Annotated in this window: 13 protein-coding genes and 1 pseudogene; 6 read left to right on the top strand and 8 right to left on the bottom strand. The window is 68.5% G+C overall.

The features are described from left to right. From QZM67_RS37800 to QZM67_RS37790, 3 genes and pseudogenes are all read right to left on the bottom strand, one after another. Positions 1-178: pseudogene (locus QZM67_RS37800) on the bottom strand (glucose-6-phosphate isomerase); the annotation flags it as partial. A gap of 111 nt (positions 179-289) precedes the next feature. Further along, a complete protein-coding gene (locus QZM67_RS37795; protein WP_301811171.1) occupies positions 290-1,834 on the bottom strand; it encodes an NAD(P)H-hydrate dehydratase in 1,545 nt (514 codons plus the stop codon). A 52-nt stretch (positions 1,835-1,886) separates the two neighbouring features. Further along, positions 1,887-3,188 carry an FAD-dependent oxidoreductase gene (locus QZM67_RS37790; RefSeq protein WP_043188080.1) on the bottom strand — a complete coding sequence of 434 codons (1,302 nt, stop codon included), beginning with the start codon at positions 3,186-3,188 and terminating at the stop codon, positions 1,887-1,889. A 343-nt stretch (positions 3,189-3,531) separates the two neighbouring features. On the opposite strand from QZM67_RS37790, the gene purL reads away from it, so the two are divergent. Then, a complete protein-coding gene (gene purL / locus QZM67_RS37785) occupies positions 3,532-7,596 on the top strand; it encodes a phosphoribosylformylglycinamidine synthase (protein ID WP_301811166.1) in 4,065 nt (1,354 codons plus the stop codon). A 5-nt stretch (positions 7,597-7,601) separates the two neighbouring features. Continuing rightward, a complete protein-coding gene (locus tag QZM67_RS37780) occupies positions 7,602-8,141 on the top strand; it encodes a GNAT family N-acetyltransferase (RefSeq protein ID WP_175026669.1) in 540 nt (179 codons plus the stop codon). A 164-nt stretch (positions 8,142-8,305) separates the two neighbouring features. Here QZM67_RS37780 and QZM67_RS37775 read toward each other — a convergent pair whose 3' ends face one another. The 5 genes from QZM67_RS37775 to QZM67_RS37755 form a co-directional block, all read right to left on the bottom strand. Next, the gene (locus tag QZM67_RS37775; RefSeq protein WP_175025992.1) at positions 8,306-9,088 is read right to left on the bottom strand and encodes a peptidylprolyl isomerase; all 783 of its coding nucleotides are present in this window, start codon (positions 9,086-9,088) and stop codon (positions 8,306-8,308) included. 18 nt (positions 9,089-9,106) lie between these two features. Continuing rightward, on the bottom strand, positions 9,107-9,415 hold the full coding sequence (locus QZM67_RS37770; RefSeq protein ID WP_043188087.1) for a BolA family transcriptional regulator: 309 nt from the start codon (positions 9,413-9,415) through the stop codon (positions 9,107-9,109). 1 nt (position 9,416) lies between these two features. After that, entirely contained in the window at positions 9,417-9,947 is a 531-nt protein-coding gene (locus QZM67_RS37765; protein ID WP_043188089.1) for a septation protein A, read from the bottom strand. Between the two features lie 123 nt (positions 9,948-10,070). After that, the gene (gene msrB, locus QZM67_RS37760; protein WP_301811161.1) at positions 10,071-10,502 is read right to left on the bottom strand and encodes a peptide-methionine (R)-S-oxide reductase MsrB; all 432 of its coding nucleotides are present in this window, start codon (positions 10,500-10,502) and stop codon (positions 10,071-10,073) included. Positions 10,503-10,545: 43 nt separating this feature from the next. After that, entirely contained in the window at positions 10,546-12,114 is a 1,569-nt protein-coding gene (locus tag QZM67_RS37755; protein WP_301811159.1) for a YdiU family protein, read from the bottom strand. Positions 12,115-12,259: 145 nt separating this feature from the next. Here QZM67_RS37755 and QZM67_RS37750 point away from each other — a divergent pair, with 145 nt between their 5' ends. From QZM67_RS37750 to QZM67_RS37735, 4 genes are all read left to right on the top strand, one after another. After that, positions 12,260-13,903 carry a 3-(methylthio)propionyl-CoA ligase gene (locus tag QZM67_RS37750; RefSeq protein ID WP_175025989.1) on the top strand — a complete coding sequence of 548 codons (1,644 nt, stop codon included), beginning with the start codon at positions 12,260-12,262 and terminating at the stop codon, positions 13,901-13,903. Between the two features lie 189 nt (positions 13,904-14,092). Beyond that, on the top strand, positions 14,093-16,177 hold the full coding sequence (locus QZM67_RS37745) for a 3-hydroxyacyl-CoA dehydrogenase NAD-binding domain-containing protein (protein WP_301811157.1): 2,085 nt from the start codon (positions 14,093-14,095) through the stop codon (positions 16,175-16,177). Positions 16,178-16,217: 40 nt separating this feature from the next. Beyond that, complete coding sequence (pncA, locus tag QZM67_RS37740) at positions 16,218-16,850, top strand: bifunctional nicotinamidase/pyrazinamidase (protein WP_301811155.1); 633 nt, start codon at positions 16,218-16,220, stop codon at positions 16,848-16,850. A gap of 47 nt (positions 16,851-16,897) precedes the next feature. Beyond that, the gene (locus QZM67_RS37735) at positions 16,898-18,076 is read left to right on the top strand and encodes an acetyl-CoA C-acyltransferase (protein ID WP_301811153.1); all 1,179 of its coding nucleotides are present in this window, start codon (positions 16,898-16,900) and stop codon (positions 18,074-18,076) included. Positions 18,077-18,289: the final 213 nt, after the last annotated feature.

Here is an 18,289-nt window from a genome sequence, read left to right as displayed (position 1 = left end):
CGTTGATGCGGTTCTTCGAGAAATCGGCTGCGAGGCCGCCGCCCGCGAGCGTGAAGCGTTCGGCACGGGTCGGCGTGCGATCGTTTTCCGGTGCGAACCAGTCGCGCAGCCGGGCGTGGCGGATCTGCTCGAAGTGGGATTGAAGGGCAGTCCAGGCGGGGAGCGATTTCAGCGTCATGGCGGTTCGAGTGAAGCGTGAATCGGGAGGAATGCCGCGCCGGCTCATCGTGATCGGAAGGCCGGCGGACGAGAGGGCCCGCCGTGCGGCGGGGCAGTCAGTATAGCGGCGTTACGTGTCGGCGCGCGGCGACGGGTAAAAAAGGCGATTGATCAGCGTGCGCACCATCGGCGCGAGTTCGCCGGCCGTGAGTCCGGCCGGGCCCGTGCCGTTTGCGGTCAGCGTGTCGGCCGCGAGGCCGTGCAGGTAGACGCCCGCGAGCGCCGCTTCGTACGGCGCGACGCGCTGCGCGAGCAACGCGCCGATCAGGCCGCCGAGCACATCGCCCGTGCCGCCGGTGGCGAGCGCCGCATTGCCGGTCGGATTGATCGCCACGCGGCCGTCGGGAGCCGCAATCACCGTGCCCGAGCCTTTCAGCACGACGATGGCGGCATGGCGCGCGGCGAGCGCCTGCGCGGCCGCGACGCGGTCGCGCTGGACCGTTGCCGTGTCGCTGCCGAGCAGCCGCGCGGCCTCGAGCGGATGAGGCGTCAGCACGCACGGATCGCCGCGCGCACCGTGCGTGGCCACCGCGGCCGCGAGATCCGCATGCGTCGCGACGAGGTTCAGCGCGTCGGCATCGAGCAGCGTCGCGGCGTCGTGCGCGAGCACGTCGCGCACGAGCGTCGCCGCGGCTTCGCGCGTGCCCAGGCCGCAGCCGGCTGCGATCGCGGTCATCGCGTCGAGATCGAGGCCGTCGGCCGGGTGCAGCATCAGTTCGGGGAACGGTGGGTCGTACGGCGGCGCGCCGGCGCCGAGGAAACCGACGTGCACCTTGCCGGCGCCCGCGAACAGCGCGGCGCGGGCGGCCAGGATCGGCGCGCCGCACATGCCCGTGTCGCCACCGAGCACTGCGAGGCTGCCGAACGTGCCCTTGTGGGACGCGAACGCGCGCGCGGGCAGGGCGGCGGCGAACCGCGCGGGCGCGTTCAGCACGATGGCCGGCGCGACGGGCGGTGCGACGTCGAGCGTCGCGACGGCGATCTCGCCGGCGAGATCCCGGCCTTCGCCGGTATAGAGGCCGGGCTTCGCGCCGATGAAGGTGAGCGTGTGGGTGGCGGCGACGGCGACGCCCGCGCCGACGATCTGGCCCGTATCGCTGTCGAGTCCGCTCGGCACATCGAGCGCGAGGACGTGGCCGCCGCTGCGCGCGTGCGCGGCGATGCGCGCCGCCTGCTCGGCGAATGCACCGTCGAGCGCGCGGCCGAGACCGATGCCGAACAGCCCGTCGACGATCCACGCATAGTCGTCCAGCGAAGCCGGTGGCGTGGCCGACAGCGGCACGCCGGCTGCGCGCGCGAGGCCGAGTGCCCATTGCGCGTCGTCCGGCTTCACCGGCACCGGCATCCACGCCTGCGTCGCGACGCCAAGCTGCTGGAGGTGCGCGGCGGCAACCAGCGCGTCGCCGCCGTTGTTGCCCGGGCCGACCGCGAACCAGACGGGGCGGTCGTTGCCGGCCGCGCGCTCGGACAGCCAGCGCGCGGCGGCGGCGCCGGCGCGCGCCATCAGCGTATGCGGCGGCAGCGCCGCGGCGGCGCGGGCTTCGGCCGTGCGCAGGTCGGCGACGCGCAGCAGCGCAACGGGATCGGAATCGGGGAGCGGGCGGGTAACGGTCATCGCGGGGTCGTGGCGGCTGGCAAGGCGGCCGCCGGGGACGGGCCCGCGGCGGTCAGGTCGTGAAGCGCCCGGCGCGCAGCGCGGCGAGCGTGTCGGCGGGCCAGTGTTGCAGGTCGCCGCCCAGATAGTCGGTCACCACTTTAGCAGACCCGCATGCGAGGCCCCAACCGGCCGGGCCGTGCCCGAAATTGACGAATACGCGCGGATGCGGGGTCGGACCGACGACCGGCAGGCCGTCCGGCGACAGCAACTGCATGCCTTGCCACGACAACGCGGCCGAAATCCTGGCGGCACCGGGCACCCAGTCGTGGACGGCCTGGCCGAGCAGCGCGAGCGCCGCCTCGGACAGCGGCTCGGCGAGCGGTTTAGCGGTGTCGGGCACGCTCTGCAGCACGGCGCCGCCGCCGACGCGCAGCCGCTGGTGAGTGCGCGTGATCGAGATCCGCTTGATCGAATCGATGACGTTCAGGTGCGGCACGTGTTCTTCGTAGGCGATCGGCGCGGTGAGCGTATGGACGCGCACCGGATGCAGCGGCAGGCGCCAGCCGAGCCGGGCGAGCAGCGGCAGGCTGCCGGCGCCGGCGGCGACCACGATCGCGTCGGCGGAAATCACGTCGACCTCGCGCGCATTCGACGCGCGCCGGTCGCCGGTCGGGACGAGCTCGACCGCGGCGCGGCCCGTGTCGACGCGGATCGCGGCGACTTCCGCGCCGAAGCGGAACTGCACGCCATGCTCGTCGAGCGCCTGCTTGACCAGCTTCGTGAACAGCGGGCAATTCCCGGTGCGTTCGGTCTCGAGCAGCACGCCGCCGGCGAAGCCGGGCTCGGCCGGCACCGACGGCTCGATGGCCGCGCATTCGTCGGCGGAGAGCAGGCGGTACGGCTGGTCGAGCGTGCGCAGCAGGTCGAGCGCGGGCTGCATCGCGTCCCAGTCGCGCGGATCGCGCACGACGTGCAGGATGCCGGGCTTCTGGTCGAATTCGAGTTCGAGGTGCGTCTCGATGTCGGCGAGCGTGTCGCGCGACGCGTCGATCAGCGGGCGCAGCCGCGCGTACTGGGCCGCGAACGCGTCGGGCTCGCGCAGCGTGCCGAGCTGCTTGACGAAGCGGCGCACGCCGCCGTTGAAGCCCGGCTTGTAGACGATGCCGCTGTCGCGCGGCTGGCGCTGGCGCATGAAGGTCGGGCCGAACCAGACGTCGAGCGGGCTCGGCTGCAGTGCGCCGCCGTCGCCGTAGGTCGCACCCTGCGCGACGGTCGCGTGGCGTTCGACCACGCACACGCGGTGGCCAGCCGCGCGCAACTGGTAGGCGGTGGCGACGCCGCTGATTCCGCCGCCGATGACGATGACATCCATGGATTGCTTCGATGACGGGCGGCGCGCAGGCGCCGCCCGGTGAGAATTCGCTGAGGGCCCCGGCCCGGTGAACCCGGAATGATAGCGCCAAAATCGCGCAAACCGGCGCCGGGCGAGCAGGGATCGTGCAGCCGCGCCACGGCCGCCGGTTGCCGCGCCCGCGCAGGGCGGCTCGGCGGGCGATCCGGCGGGCGGGCCGTGCATGGCGCGCATCGCGGCACCGTTGCGGTGCATGCGGGCTGCCGAACGGCCGGTCTTGGGCGACCGACTTCCGGGTATAATTACGGCCTTCCTTTCGCCCCACGTCGCCACCTTGCGCGACTCATCGACGTCAGTCCAGCCCATGGCTCACTTCTCGTGTTTTCCCGGCGCTTCGGCCCTCTCCGATTTCCGTCAAACCCGTCTGCTCGACACGCTCAAGCAAATCGACGCCAACATCGTCGCGGTGCGCGGGCAGTTCCTGCACTTCGTCAATGCGGCCGAGCCGCTGTCGGCCGACGACAGCGCGCGCATCGATGCGCTGATGCACTACGGCGCGCCGTTCGAGCCGGCGGCCGAGAAGGGTACGGCCGAGACCTTCGTCGTGCTGCCGCGCTTCGGCACGGTCTCGCCGTGGGCGAGCAAGGCGACCGACATCGCGCAGCACTGCGGCCTCACGCAGGTGCGCCGCATCGAGCGCGGCATCGAATTCACGGTCACGCTGAAATCGGGCCTGCTCGGTGGCAAGAAGGCGCTGTCGGACGACGCGCGCGCAGCCGTCGCGGCCGCGCTGCATGACCGGATGACCGAAAGCGTGGTCGCGGCACGCGACGACGCGAAGCACCTGTTCGACGAACTGCCGGCCAAGGCGCTCGCGAGCGTCGACGTGCTGGGCGTCGGCCGCGGCGCGCTCGAACGCGCGAACGCCGAACTGGGCCTCGCGCTCGCCGATGACGAGATCGACTACCTGGTCGACGCGTTCCGCAAGCTGGAACGCAATCCGACCGACGTGGAACTGATGATGTTCGCGCAGGCGAACAGCGAACACTGCCGCCACAAGATCTTCAACGCACAGTGGACGATCGACGGCGAAGCGCAGGACATGTCGCTGTTCGCGATGATCCGCAACACCGAGAAGCTGAACCCGCAGGGCACGATCGTCGCGTATTCGGACAACTCGTCGATCATGGTCGGCGCCGAAGCCGAACGCTGGTTCCCGCGCAACGCAGGCGCGGCCGGCGAGCCGGGCGAGCGCTACGGCCGCCACACCGAGCTCACGCACACGCTGATGAAGGTCGAGACGCACAACCACCCGACGGCGATCTCGCCGTTCCCGGGTGCGGCGACCGGCGCCGGCGGCGAGATCCGTGACGAAGGCGCGACGGGCCGCGGTGCGCGCCCGAAGGCCGGCCTCACGGGCTTCACCGTGTCGAACCTCGACCTGCCCGATGCCCGCCAGTCGTGGGAAAACGCACGTGACGCGGCGCAGCCGGTCGGCGAGCGCAACCCGAACGACGCGCACGGCCCGTACGGCCGTCCGGACCGCATCGCGTCGCCGCTGCAGATCATGATCGACGGCCCGCTCGGCGGCGCCGCGTTCAACAACGAATTCGGCCGCCCGAACCTCGGCGGCTACTTCCGCGTGTACGAGCAGAACGTCGGCGGCAAGGTGCATGGCTATCACAAGCCGATCATGATCGCGGGCGGCCTCGGCAACATCGCGGATCAACATACGCACAAGCACGACGTGCCGGCAGGCTCGCTGCTGATCCAGATCGGCGGCCCCGGCATGCGAATCGGGATGGGCGGCGGCGCCGCGAGCTCGATGGCGACCGGCGCGAACACGGCCGAACTTGACTTCGACTCGGTGCAGCGCGGCAACCCCGAAATCGAACGTCGCGCACAGGAAGTGATCAACGGCTGCTGGCAGCTCGGTGCGGAAAACCCGATCCTGAGCATCCACGACGTCGGTGCGGGCGGCCTGTCGAACGCGTTCCCCGAGATCGTCGACGGTGCGGGCAAGGGCGCGCGCTTCGAACTGCGCAAGGTCGCACTCGAGGAATCGGGCCTGTCGCCGCGAGAAATCTGGTCGAACGAAGCGCAGGAGCGCTACGTGCTGGCGATTGCGCCGGCCGATCTGCCGCGCTTCGAGGCGATCTGCGCACGTGAGCGTTGCCCGTTCGCGGTAGTCGGTGTCGCGACCGACGAACGCCAGCTGAAGCTCGTCGACGACGAAGCGACGGGCGCCGACGAATACCCGGTCGACATGCCGATGGAAGTGCTGCTCGGCAAGCCGCCGCGCATGCATCGCGACGTCACGCGCGTGGCAACCGAGCGCGCACCCGTCGACGTGACGGGCATCGCGCTGTCGGAGGTCGCGGTCGACGTGCTGAAGCACCCGACGGTCGGCAGCAAGTCGTTCCTGATCACGATCGGCGACCGCTCGGTCGGCGGCACGTCGGTGCGCGACCAGATGGTCGGCCCGTGGCAGGTGCCGGTGGCCGACTGCGCGGTCACGGCACTCGATTACGCGGGCTTCAAGGGCGAGGCGATGACGATGGCCGAGCGCACGCCGCTCGCGGTGATCAACGCGCCGGCCTCGGGCCGCATGGCGGTCGGCGAGGCGATCACGAACATCGCGAGCGCGCCGATCGCGTCGCTCGACAAGCTGAAGCTGTCGGCGAACTGGATGGCTGCGTGCGGTACGGCCGGCGAGGACGCCGCGCTGTTCGACACGGTCAAGGCGATCGGCATGGAACTGTGCCCGGCGCTCGGGATCGGCATCCCGGTCGGCAAGGATTCGCTGTCGATGAAGACGAAGTGGGACGAGCAGGGCGTCGCGAAGGAAGTGGTGTCGCCGGTGTCGCTGATCATCTCCGCGTTCGCGCCGGTCGAGGACGTGCGCCGTCACCTGACGCCGCAGCTGCGCCGCATCGCCGACGCGGGCGACAGCGTGCTGATCGCGATCGATCTCGGCCGCGGCAAGAACCGGATGGGCGGCAGCATCTTCGCGCAGGTCACGCAGCAGGTCGGCGACACGACGCCGGACGTCGACGACGCGGAAGACCTGAAGCGTTTCTTCAACGCGATCCAGTCGCTCAATGCGCAGGACAAGCTGCTCGCGTACCACGACCGCTCGGACGGCGGCCTGTGGGCGACGGTGTGCGAAATGGCGTTCGCGGGCCACGCGGGCGTGTCGCTGAACGTCGACATGCTGACGCTCGACCCGAATCACGAATCCGACTACGGCGACGCGAAGGACTGGGCGAAGCAGACGAGCGGCCGCCGCGAAGACCGCACGCTGCGCGCGCTGTTCTCCGAGGAACTCGGCGCCGTCGTGCAGGTGCGTGCGTCCGACCGTGACGCGGTGCTCGGCGCGCTGCGCGAGTTCGGCCTGTCGGCGTGCTCGCACGTGATCGGCTCGGTCAACGACCGCGACGTGATCGAGGTGTACCGCGACGCGAAGAAGGTCTTCGACGCACCGCGCAGCGAACTCCATCGCGCCTGGAGCGAAGTGAGCTGGCGCATCGCGCGCCTGCGCGACAACCCCGCGTGCGCGGATGCCGAATACGACGCGCTGCTCGACGTGGCCGATCCGGGCATCTCGCCGGTGCTGAGCTTCGATCCGGCCGACGACATCGCCGCGCCGTTCATCGCGACGGGCGCACGGCCCCGCGTCGCGATCCTGCGCGAGCAGGGCGTGAACTCGCATCTGGAAACGGCCTACGCGTTCGACCGCGCGGGCTTCGATGCGCACGACGTGCACATGAGCGACCTGCTCGCCGGCCGCGCAACGCTCGCCGATTTCGCAGGTGCGGTCGCATGCGGCGGCTTCTCGTACGGCGACGTGCTGGGCGCGGGCGAAGGCTGGGCGAAGACGGTCCGCTTCAACGCGAACCTCGCCGACATGTTCTCGGCCTTCTTCGCGCGTCCCGACACGTTCGCGCTCGGCATCTGCAACGGCTGCCAGATGCTGTCGAGCCTCGCGTCGATGATCCCGGGCGCGGAAGCGTGGCCTAAGTTCACGCGCAACAAGTCCGAGCAGTTCGAGGCGCGCTTCTCGTTCGTCGAAGTGGAGAAGTCGCCGTCGATCTTCTTCGCGGGCATGGAAGGTTCGCGGATTCCGGTCGCAGTCGCGCACGGCGAAGGCTATGCGGACTTCTCGCAGCAGGGCGACATCGATCGCGTCGCGGTCGCGATGCGTTTCGTCGACCACCGTGGCGAAGCGACCGAGGGCTATCCGTTCAACCCGAACGGCTCGCCGGCCGGCATCACGTCGGTCACGACGGCCGACGGCCGCTTCTCGGTGCTGATGCCGCACATGGAGCGTGTGCATCGTACGGTCGCGATGAGCTGGCACCCGGAAAGCTGGGGTGAAGCGAGCCCGTGGATGCGCGTGTTCCGCAACGCGCGCCGCTGGATCGGCTGATCGGGATGATGTTCGACCCGAACGCGCCGGTCGAGGTCGTCACGCTGCGCGACGCGCGAGCGAGCGAGGCCGACGCGATCGGTCGCGTGATCGTCGCCGCGTTCGCGGGCGAACCGGAAGGCGGGCAGTTCGAACGGCGGATCGTCGACACGCTGCGGGCGGACGGTGCGCTGAGCGTATCGCTCGTCGCGGAGCGCGACGGCCGCCTGATCGGGCACGTTGCGTTCTCGCCGGTGTCGATCGGCGGCGAACCGTTCGACGGCTGGTACGGGCTGGCGCCGCTCGCGGTGCTGCCCGACTGCCAGCGGCAAAGTATCGGCGCGGGGCTGGTGCGCACGGGGCTCGACGCGTTGCGCCGGCTCGGCGCGCGCGGCTGCGTCCTGCTTGGCGAACCCGCGTACTACACGCGTTTCGGTTTTGCGCCATCCGGCGACATCGTGTTCCCGGGCGTGCCGCCGGAGTATTTCCTGGCGCTGTCGCTCGACGATTCGGTGCCACGGCCGTCTGGCGACGTTCGCTATCACGACGTGTTCTATCCCGCGTAACGCGAGTCGATCTGGTGCACGCGAAAGGCCGCTCTTCGGAGCGGCTTTTTCTTTTGGTGGGGGTGGAGCGCGGCGCAGCGTGATGCACCGGCAATCAGTGCGCGGGCCATAAAAAAACCGCTCCGAAGAGCGGCTTTTCGATGCGCGTGCGGCGCGTGCCGGCGTTACTTGACGGTCGCCTGCTGGCGCAGACCTTCCTCGAACGCCTGCAGCTTCTGCTGCACGAGCTGCTGCGCGATCTGCGCCTTCACCTGCTCGAGCGGCGGCGGGGCGATGTCGCGGATGTCGTCGACGCGGATGATGTGCCAGCCGTACTGCGTCCTCACCGGCGTGTCGGTCATCTGGCCTTTCTGCAGCTTCTGCGCAGCTGCCGCGAATTCCGGCACGTAGGCCTTCGGGTCGGACCAGTCGAGATCGCCGCCGTTCTTGCCCGAACCCGGATCCTTCGAGTATTGCTTCGCGAGATCCTCGAACTTCGCGCCGGCCTTGATCTTCGCGATCAGGTCCTTCGCCTGCTGTTCGTTGTCGACGAGGATGTGGTGCAGGTGGTATTCGCGGTTGCCGCCGGCGCTCTTGACGAGGTCGTCGTAGCGCGCCTTCACTTCGGCGTCGGTCGGCTGGTTCTTCTTCAGGAAGCTCTCGATCATCGAACGCAGCACGACGGTCTGCTGCGCGACGGCGACTTGCGCCTTCACGTCAGGACGGTTCGGGATGCCTTCGCGGATTGCTTCCTGCATCAGGATTTCGCGGTTCACGAGTTCCTGGCGCACGGCCTGCTGCAGCTGCGGGCTGTCGGCCTGGCCTTGCTGGACGAGCTGAGCCACCATGGCGTCGGCGCGCGACTTCGGAATCGGCGTGCCGTTGACGACAGCGATGTTCTGGGCAAATGCCGGTGCCGCTGCGAAAGCAGCCGCCGCGACCCACAGGCGGGGGGATTTCAGGATCATCGGGAATTCCTAATGAGACTAGATTGAAGATTCGTTGAATTCTTCGGGCGTGTAAGCCACGATCGCGAGCGCATGAATGCCGCGCTGCATCGCATCAGCGAGCGCATCATACACCAGCCGGTGCCGCGCGACGCGCGGCTTGCCCGCGAACGCAGCCGACACGATCGTGACCGTGAAGTGGCCGCCGGCGGACGCGCCGGCGTGGCCCGCGTGCTGCGCGCTGTCGTCGCGCACGGTGAGCGACAGCGGGGCGAGCGCCGCGTTGAGGCGCGCTTCGATCAGCGCGATGCGTTCGTCGGGCGACGCGTGGAGAAAGGCGTCCGTCATGTCACTCGTCCTTCAGGTATTTCGTGAGCCACAGGCTCTGCAGGATGATGAACACGACCATCGCGCCGGTCGTGCCGAACAGCTTGAAGTTCACCCATTGCGATTCGGTGAAGTTGTGCACCACGTACAGGTTCGCGACGCCGAGCACCGCGAAGAACAGCGCCCAGGCGACGTTCAGCTTGTCCCACACGGGGTGCGGCAGCGTGAGCTGCTTGCCCATCATCTTCTCGATCAGGTTGTTGCCGAACGCATAGCGTGCGGCGAGCAGCCCGATCGCAAACAGCCAGTACAGCACAGTCGGTTTCCATTGAATGAATTTCTCGTCATGCAGGACGAGGGTGGCGCCACCGAAGACGACGATCACGCCGAGGCTGACCCACAGCATCGTGTCGACCTTCCGGTGCCGGAAGGCGACCCATGCGACCTGGGCCAGCGTCGCGACGATCGCGACGGCGGTGGCGGTAAAGATGCCCCAGACCTTGAAGGCGACAAAAAACAGGATGATCGGAAACAGATCGAACAGGAATTTCATGGCGCTCGCAGCTGCGTGAAAGGCCGCTTGCGCGGCCTTTCACCGTTGTAGGGACCCGCCAGGCACCGCTGGAGCGGATCGGGCGGCGGCGTGGGGCGCCCCCGCGGATCCGCCCGGCGCCGCTCATTCGTTTTCGGGTCGGGACTCGAAGTTTAACGCAGCCGAATTGATGCAGTAGCGCAAACCGGTCTGGTCGCGCGGGCCGTCCTCGAAGACGTGGCCGAGATGCGCGCCGCAGTGATTGCAGCGCACCTCGACGCGCACCATCCCGTGCGAGTAGTCGACCTTTTCGTCGATCACCTCGCCGTTGAGCGGTTTGAAGTAGCTGGGCCAGCCGCAGCCCGAATGGAATTTGGCGCCGGATTCGAACAGCGGCGTGCTGCAGACGACGCAGTGGTAGATGCCGGTGTCTTCGGTGTCGGTGTATTCGCCGGTGAACGCACGCTCGGTGGCCGCGTGCTGCGTGACTTCGTACTGCATCGGCGTGAGCCGGCGGCGCAGTTCGGCGTCGTCTTTCTGGTACGGGAAGGTCTTGTCGTCGGAATCGTGGGACATGGGGGTTCTCCTGATCGGTCGGTCGATACGCGCGGGTTGGGGCTCAGGACGAGCAGCTCACTTCGAGCGACCCGGCCCAGTCGGGCGGCAACGCCGCGTACGCTTCATGCTCCGGTTGTTCGTCGAACGGCCGGCGCAGGATCTGCGCGAGCCGCTCGACTTCCGAAAAATCCCTTTCCTTCGCGCGCCGGATCGCGACTTCGGCCAGATGGTTGCGCAATACGTATTTCGGGTTCGCGCGATTCATCGCGGCCGCGCGTGCGGCGTCGTCGCGCGTTTCCTCGGACAGCCGCGCGCGATAGAGGTTCGCCCACGCATCGAATGCGTCGCGGTCGATGAACAGGTCGCGCACCGGCGCGTCGCGGCTCGCGTCGTGCTTCGAGATCTGCGCGAGCCGGCGGAACGTCAGCGTGAAATCCGCGTGGCTCGCATGCATCGTTTCGAGCAGCTTGTTGGCGAGCTCGGCATCGTTCTCGCGTTCGAGCTCGAGGCCGAGCTTCGCGCGCATCGCGCGTTCGAGCGCGGGGCCGAAACGTTCCGGGAACTTCGCGAGCGCGGCCTGCGCGTCTTCCACCGCACGCTCGGCGCGCGCGTCGTCGTCGGCGATGCCGTGCTGCAGCCCGATCAGCGGCAGCAGCGCCTGCGCGAGGCAATAGCAGTTCCAGTGCGCGATGCGCGGCTGCATCCGGTACGCATAGCGCCCGCTCGTATCCGAGTGATTGCAGATGTGGTTCGCGTCGAACGCATCGACGAAGCCGAACGGGCCGTAGTCGATCGTCACGCCGAGGATCGACATGTTGTCGGTGTTCATCACGCCGTGGCAGAAGCCGACGGCCTGCCACTGCGCGACGAGGTCGGCCGTGCGCAGCGTCGCGGCCTCGAGCAGCGCGAGGTACGGATCGTCGGCGCGGTGGCAATCCGGGTAGAAGCGGTCGATCACGTGATCGGCGAGCTGGCGCAGCAGGTCGGGGCGATCGTTCGAGAAGAAGTGCTCGAAGTGGCCGAAGCGCACGAAGCTTTCCGACACGCGCGTGACGACGGCCGAGGTCTCGATCTCCTCGCGCACCACCGGCTGGTCGGAGCCGATCACCGTCAGCGCGCGCGTGGTCGGGATGCCGAGGTGATGCATCGCTTCCGAGCACAGGAATTCGCGGATCGACGAGCGCAGCACCGCGCGGCCGTCGCCCATCCGCGAGTACGGTGTGCGACCGCTGCCTTTCAGCTGCAGCTCGTAGCGGCGGCCGTCCGTGCCGGTGCGCTCGCCGATCGTCAGCGCGCGGCCGTCGCCGAGTTGGCCGGCCCACACGCCGAACTGGTGGCCGGAATACACCGATGCGTACGGCATCGCGTGCGCGGGCCAGTCGCGCGTCGGGTTGCCGGCGAACAGCTCGGCGAAGCCGGGCTGCGCGGCGATCGACGGCGGCAGGTCGAGCAATTGCGCGACTTCATCGGAAAAGCCGACGACGTACGGCGCGGCAAGCGGCGCGGCCGGCAGCCGCGTATGAAACGCGTCGCCAAGCGTGACGAACGCACCTTCGGCGGGTGCGCCGAGCGTGGCGGCGAGGTCGGGGAGAGTGTCAGCCGGATCGGCTTCGCTTCGGGAAAACGACATGTTGAGCGCCTCTGGGTAAGCCGATATTGTAAGGCGGCGCCGCGCCGCCCGCATGGTGGCGCGCGCACCGTGCGCCACGCCCGTCCGGGGCCGCTGACGGGCGCGTCGCAGAGCACCGATTCGCATCCTCACGGAGAACAAGACGATGGGTAAACCGTTGCTGGGCCAGATGATGGACATGCCGTTGCTGGTGTCCTCGCTGATTTCTCATGCCGCACGGCATGCCGGCGACACGGAGATCGTGTCGAGGCGCGTGGAAGGCGATCTGCATCGCTACACGTACCGCGATTGCGAACGCCGCGCGAAGCAGCTGGCGCAGGCCCTCGCGCGGCTCGGTGTCGAGACCGGCGATCGCGTCGGCACGCTGGCGTGGAACGGCTACCGGCATCTGGAAGCGTATTACGGGATCGGCGGCATGGGCGCTGTGTGCCACACGATCAACCCGCGCCTGTTCCCCGAGCAGATCGCGTACATCGTCAATCACGCGGAAGACCGCTACGTCTTCTTCGACATCAATTTCGCCCCGCTCGTCGACGCCATCGCGCCACAATGCCCGCACGTGAAGGGCTGGGTCGCGATGACGGACGCCGCGCACCTGCCGTCCGGCACGACGCCGTTCCTCTGCTATGAAACCCTCGTCGAAGCGGAGGACGGCCGCTACGACTGGCCGCGCCTCGACGAGCAGCAGGCGTCGGGGCTCTGCTACACGTCGGGCACGACCGGCAACCCGAAGGGCGTGCTGTATTCGAACCGCTCGACCGTGCTGCACGCGTACGGCGCCGCGCTGCCCGACGCGATGAACCTGTCCGCGATGGACGCCGTGCTGCCCGTCGTGCCGATGTTCCACGTCAACGCATGGGGGCTGCCGTACGCGGTGCCGCTCACGGGCGGCAAGCTCGTGCTGCCCGGCAAGGATCTCGACGGGAAATCGCTGTACGAGCTGATGGAAGCCGAGCGCGTGACGTTCTCCGCGGGCGTGCCGACCGTGTGGCTCGGCCTGCTCAACTACATGCGCGAAGCCGGCGTGCGCTTCTCGACGCTGAACCGCACGGTGATCGGCGGCTCCGCGTGCCCGCCCGCGATGCTGCGCACTTTCGAGGACGAATACGGCGTGCGCGTGATCCACGCATGGGGGATGACCGAACTGTCGCCGCTCGGCACGCTCGCGAAGCTCAACTGGGCGCAATCGCAGCGGCCGCTCGACGCGCAGCGCAAGCTGCTCGAGAAGCAGGGGCGCGTGATCTGCGGCGTCGACATGCGCATCGTCGGCGAGGACGGCCACGAGCTGCCGTGGGACGGCGTCGCGTTCGGCGAGCTGCAGGTGCGCGGCCCGTGGGTGATCGACCACTACTTTCGCGGCGAGTCGTCGCCGCTGTCGGACGGCTGGTTCCCGACCGGCGACGTCGCGACGATCGACCCCGACGGCTTTCTGCAGATCACCGACCGCAGCAAGGACGTGATCAAGTCGGGCGGCGAGTGGATCAGCTCGATCGACATCGAGAACGTCGCGATCGCGCACCCGGGCGTGGCCGAGGCCGCGTGCATCGCCTGTGCGCATCCGAAATGGACCGAGCGCCCGCTGCTCGTCGTGGTGCCGCGCGAAGGGGCGAACCTGAGCCGTGACGCGCTGCTCGCGTTCTATGAAGGCAAGGTCGCGAAATGGTGGATTCCCGACGACGTCGTGTTCGTCGAATCGCTGCCGCATACCGCCACCGGCAAGCTGCAGAAGCTGAAGCTGCGCGAGACGTTCCGCGATTACGTGTTGCCGACGGCGGTCTGCGAGCCGTAACGCCGGTGCCCGGGCCGGACGCGGCTCGCGCAGCGGTCGCCCGATCCGTCCCCGGATCGGGAATAAAATTCAAATTGAACGACCGTGCTTTTTCGTTGTATGCTGCCTCAGTTCATTCGGACATGCGGCTGTTCGACCGCGCACAATGAAGCGCAGCCACCCCGGCGCGCGATGCATGGAGGCAGGCAGATGGCAGTGGATTACTCGACTCGCGACGGCGTGGCCGTCCTTACGCTCAACAATCCGCCCGTCAACGGGCTTGGCCTGTCGACCCGTCAGGGAGTCATGGACGCGCTCGATCGCGCCGCGCAGGACCCGTCGGTCACGGCCATCGTGCTGACCGGCGCGGGACGCGCATTCTCGGGCGGCGCCGACATTACCGAATTCAATACGCCGAAGGCGCTGCAGGAGCCGACGCTGCACACCGTGATTCGTGCGGTGGAGGCGAGCGCGAAGCCCGTCGTCGCGGCGTTGCACAGCGTCGTGATGGGCGGCGGCCTCGAGCTCGCGCTCGGCGCGCACTACCGTGTCGCAGCACCCGGCGCGCAGGTCGCGCTGCCCGAAGTGAAGCTCGGCCTGCTGCCGGGCGCGGGCGGCACGCAGCGCCTGCCGCGCGCGGTGGGGCTCGAAACCGCGCTGAACATGATCGTGTCGGGCGCGCCCGTGCCGTCGGAGCAGCTTGCGAAGAGCGGGCTGTTCGACGAACTGGCCGATGGCGACCTGCTCGACGCGGCTGTCGCGTTCGCGCGCAAGGTCGGTGCCCAGAAGGGGCCGCATCCGCGCGTGCGCGATCGCAAGATCGTTCACCCGAACGCCGCGGGTTTCATCCAGTTCGCGCGCAATTCCGCGCAGGCTGCCGCACCGAACTTCCCCGCGCCGCACAAGTGCATCGACGCGATCGAGGCCGGCGTGCTGCATGGTTTCGACAAGGGCAGCGTGGCCGAGCGCGACGGTTTCGTCGCGCTGATGATGACGCCGGAAAGCCGCGCGCTGCGGCACGCGTTCTTCGGTGAGCGTGCGGCGAGCAAGATTCCCGACGTGCCGGCCGATACGCCGCTGCGCGAGATTCACCGCGTCGGCGTGATCGGTGCGGGCACGATGGGCGGCGGGATCGCGATGAATTTCATCAACGCAGGCCTGCCCGTCACGCTACTCGAGACGAAACAGGACGCGCTCGAGCGTGGTGTCGCGACGATCCGCAAGAACTACGACGCGCAGGTGAAGAAGGGCAAGCTCACGCAGGAAAAGCTCGACGCGCGCATGGCGCTGATCACGCCGACGCTGTCCTACGACGACCTGAAGGACGCCGACCTGATCGTCGAGGCCGTGTTCGAGGAACTCGGCGTGAAGGAGCAGGTGTTCAAGAAGCTCGACGAGGTCGCGAAGGCGGGTGCGATTCTCGCGTCGAACACGTCGACGCTCGACGTCGACAAGATCGCGGCGTTCACGAAGCGCCCGCAGGACGTCGTCGGCATGCACTTCTTCAGCCCGGCGAACGTGATGAAGCTGCTCGAGGTCGTGCGCGGCGCGCAGACCGCGAAGGACGTGCTCGCCACCGTGATGGCCGTCGCGAAGAAGATCCGCAAGACGGCAGTCGTGTCGGGCGTGTGCGATGGCTTCATCGGCAACCGGATGATCGAGCAGTACATCCGCCAGGCGCTCTTCATGCTCGAGGAAGGCGCGCTGCCCGCACAGATCGATCGTGCGATCGAGAAATTCGGTTTCGCGATGGGGCCGTTCCGGATGAGCGACCTCGCCGGCAACGACATCGGCTGGGCGATCCGCAAGCGCCGCTACGTCGAGCAGCCCGATCTCCAGTACTCGAAGATTGCCGACCGCCTGTGTGAGCAGGGCCGCTTCGGCCAGAAGACGGGCGCCGGCTGGTACGACTACGTGCCGGGCGATCGCAAGGCGAAGCCGTCGTCGCTCGTCGACGAGATGGTCGTCGCGTATTCGAAGGAGCGCGGCGTCGAGCGGCGCAAGATCGGCGACGACGAGATCGTCGAGCGGCTCGTGTTCGCGCTCGTCAACGAAGGCGCGAAGATTCTCGAGGAGAAGATCGCGTCGAAGGCGTCCGACATCGACATGGTCTACCTGACCGGTTATGGCTTCCCGCTGTGGCGCGGTGGCCCGATGCTGTACGCGGACGTGGTCGGCCTCTACAACGTCGAGCGCGCGATTCGTCGCTACGCGGCCGCGCCGAATGGCGAAGCATGGCAGCTCGCGCCGTCTATCGCGGAGCTCGCGAAGGCCGGCCGCGGGTTCAACGGCTGACGCGCCGGATCGCGGCGCGACGCACACCCGGAGAAACGCAATGAAACGCACCGACGACGTACTGCTCGTGATCGACGTGCAATACGACTTCATGCCGGGCGGCGCGCTCGCGGTGCCCGACGGCGACGCGGTCGTGCCGGTGATCAACGCGCTCGCGCAACGCTTCGACCAGGTCGTGCTGACGCAGGACTGGCACCCGCGCGAGCACGTGTCGTTCGCGGTGAACCATCCGGGCCGCGAACCGTTTTCCACGCTCGCGCTGCCGTACGGCGAACAGGTGCTGTGGCCCGTGCACTGCGTGCAGGACACCGAAGGCGCGGCGTTGCACCGCGATCTCGACATCCCGCATGCGCGGCTCGTGATCCGCAAGGGCGGCGACGCGCAGGTCGACAGCTATTCCGCGTTCGTCGAAGCCGACCGCACGACGCGCACCGGGCTCGCGGGTTATCTGCGCGAGCTCGGCGCGAAGCGCGTGTGGTGCTGCGGGCTCGCGACCGACTATTGCGTCGCGTGGTCGGCGCTCGATGCCCGCGCGGCCGGTTTCGAAGCCGCGGTGATCAACGATGCGTGCCGTGCGATCGACCTGAACGGGTCGCTCGCCCACGCATGGCAGCAGATGCAGGCAGCGGGCGTCGCGCATGTGACGTCCGCGGGCGCACGCCCGGCGGCGTAGCGCATTCCCCATCCTCAGGACATGAAGCAGGACCGAAGGAGACTCGCATGACCGAAGCCGTAATCGTATCGACCGCCCGCACGCCGCTGGCGAAATCCTGGCGCGGTGCTTTCAACATGACGCACGGCGCGACGCTCGGCGGCCACGCGGTCGCGGCCGCGCTCGAACGCGCGAAGCTCGACCCCGCACGCGTCGAGGACGTGATCATGGGTTGCGCGAACCCCGAAGGCGCGACCGGCGCGAACATCGCGCGGCAGATCGCACTGCGCGCGGGGCTGCCCGTGACCGTGCCGGGGATGACGGTGAACCGTTTCTGCTCGTCGGGGCTGCAGACCATCGCGCTGGCCGCGCAGCGGATCATCGCGGGCGAAGGCGAAGCGTATGTCGCCGGTGGCGTCGAATCGATCTCGTGCGTGCAGAACGAGATGAACCACCACATGATCCAGGAAGGCTGGCTGGCCCAGCACAAGCCCGAGATCTACTGGAACATGCTGCAGACAGCCGAAAACGTCGCGAAGCGCTACGGCATCTCGAAGGAGCGGCAGGACGAGTACGGCGTGCAGTCGCAACTGCGGGCCGCGGCCGCGCAGGACGCTGGGCGTTTTCGCGACGAGATCGCGCCGATCACCGTGCTCGCGGGCATCGCCGACAAGGCAACGGGCCGCCTGTTCACGAAGGAAGTGACGGTTTCGGCAGACGAAGGGATCCGCCCCGACACGACGCTGGAAGGCGTGTCGAAAATCCGGTCGGCCGTGCCGGGCGGCGTGATCACCGCCGGCAACGCGAGCCAGTTCTCGGACGGCGCGTCGGCCTGCGTCGTGATGAGCGCCGACGCCGCGCAGCGCGAAGGGCTGCAGCCGCTCGGCGTGTTCCGCGGTTTCGCGGTGGCCGGGTGCGAGCCGGACGAGATGGGCATCGGCCCCGTGTTCGCGGTGCCCAAGCTGCTGAAGCAGGCGGGGCTGAAGGTCGACGATATCGGTCTGTGGGAGCTGAACGAAGCGTTCGCGGTGCAGGTGTTGTACTGCCGCGACACGCTCTGGATTCCTGAGGACCGCCTGAACGTCAACGGCGGTGCGATCGCGGTCGGCCATCCGTACGGCGTGTCGGGCGCGCGCCTGACGGGCCATGCGCTGATCGAAGGCAAGCGGCGTGGCGTGAAGTACGTGGTCGTCACGATGTGCATCGGCGGCGGGCAGGGCGCGGCCGGCCTGTTCGAAATCCTCTGATCTTTGGCAGGAGGCGGCCGCGGTTTCGCTTCGGCGAAGCGGGCGGCCGCGATTTGAATCGGTGCGACTGAACCGCCATTCGAAACAATCGGGAAGCAAAAGGCGTGCGCTCGGCAATGCCGTTTCCCCTTACTTGTCAAACGAATTGCCCCACCTATACTTGCTCTGACATTTGCCTTTCGGCACGATGGGCCGGATCGTGCGTTATGCGAT

Origin of the sequence: Burkholderia sp. AU45251, assembly GCF_030482905.1 — a bacterium.
In the GTDB taxonomy this organism is placed as follows: domain Bacteria; phylum Pseudomonadota; class Gammaproteobacteria; order Burkholderiales; family Burkholderiaceae; genus Burkholderia; species Burkholderia aenigmatica.
Note: the sequence above shows the minus strand (reverse complement) of the source record. Positions and strands in the feature narration are given on the sequence as shown.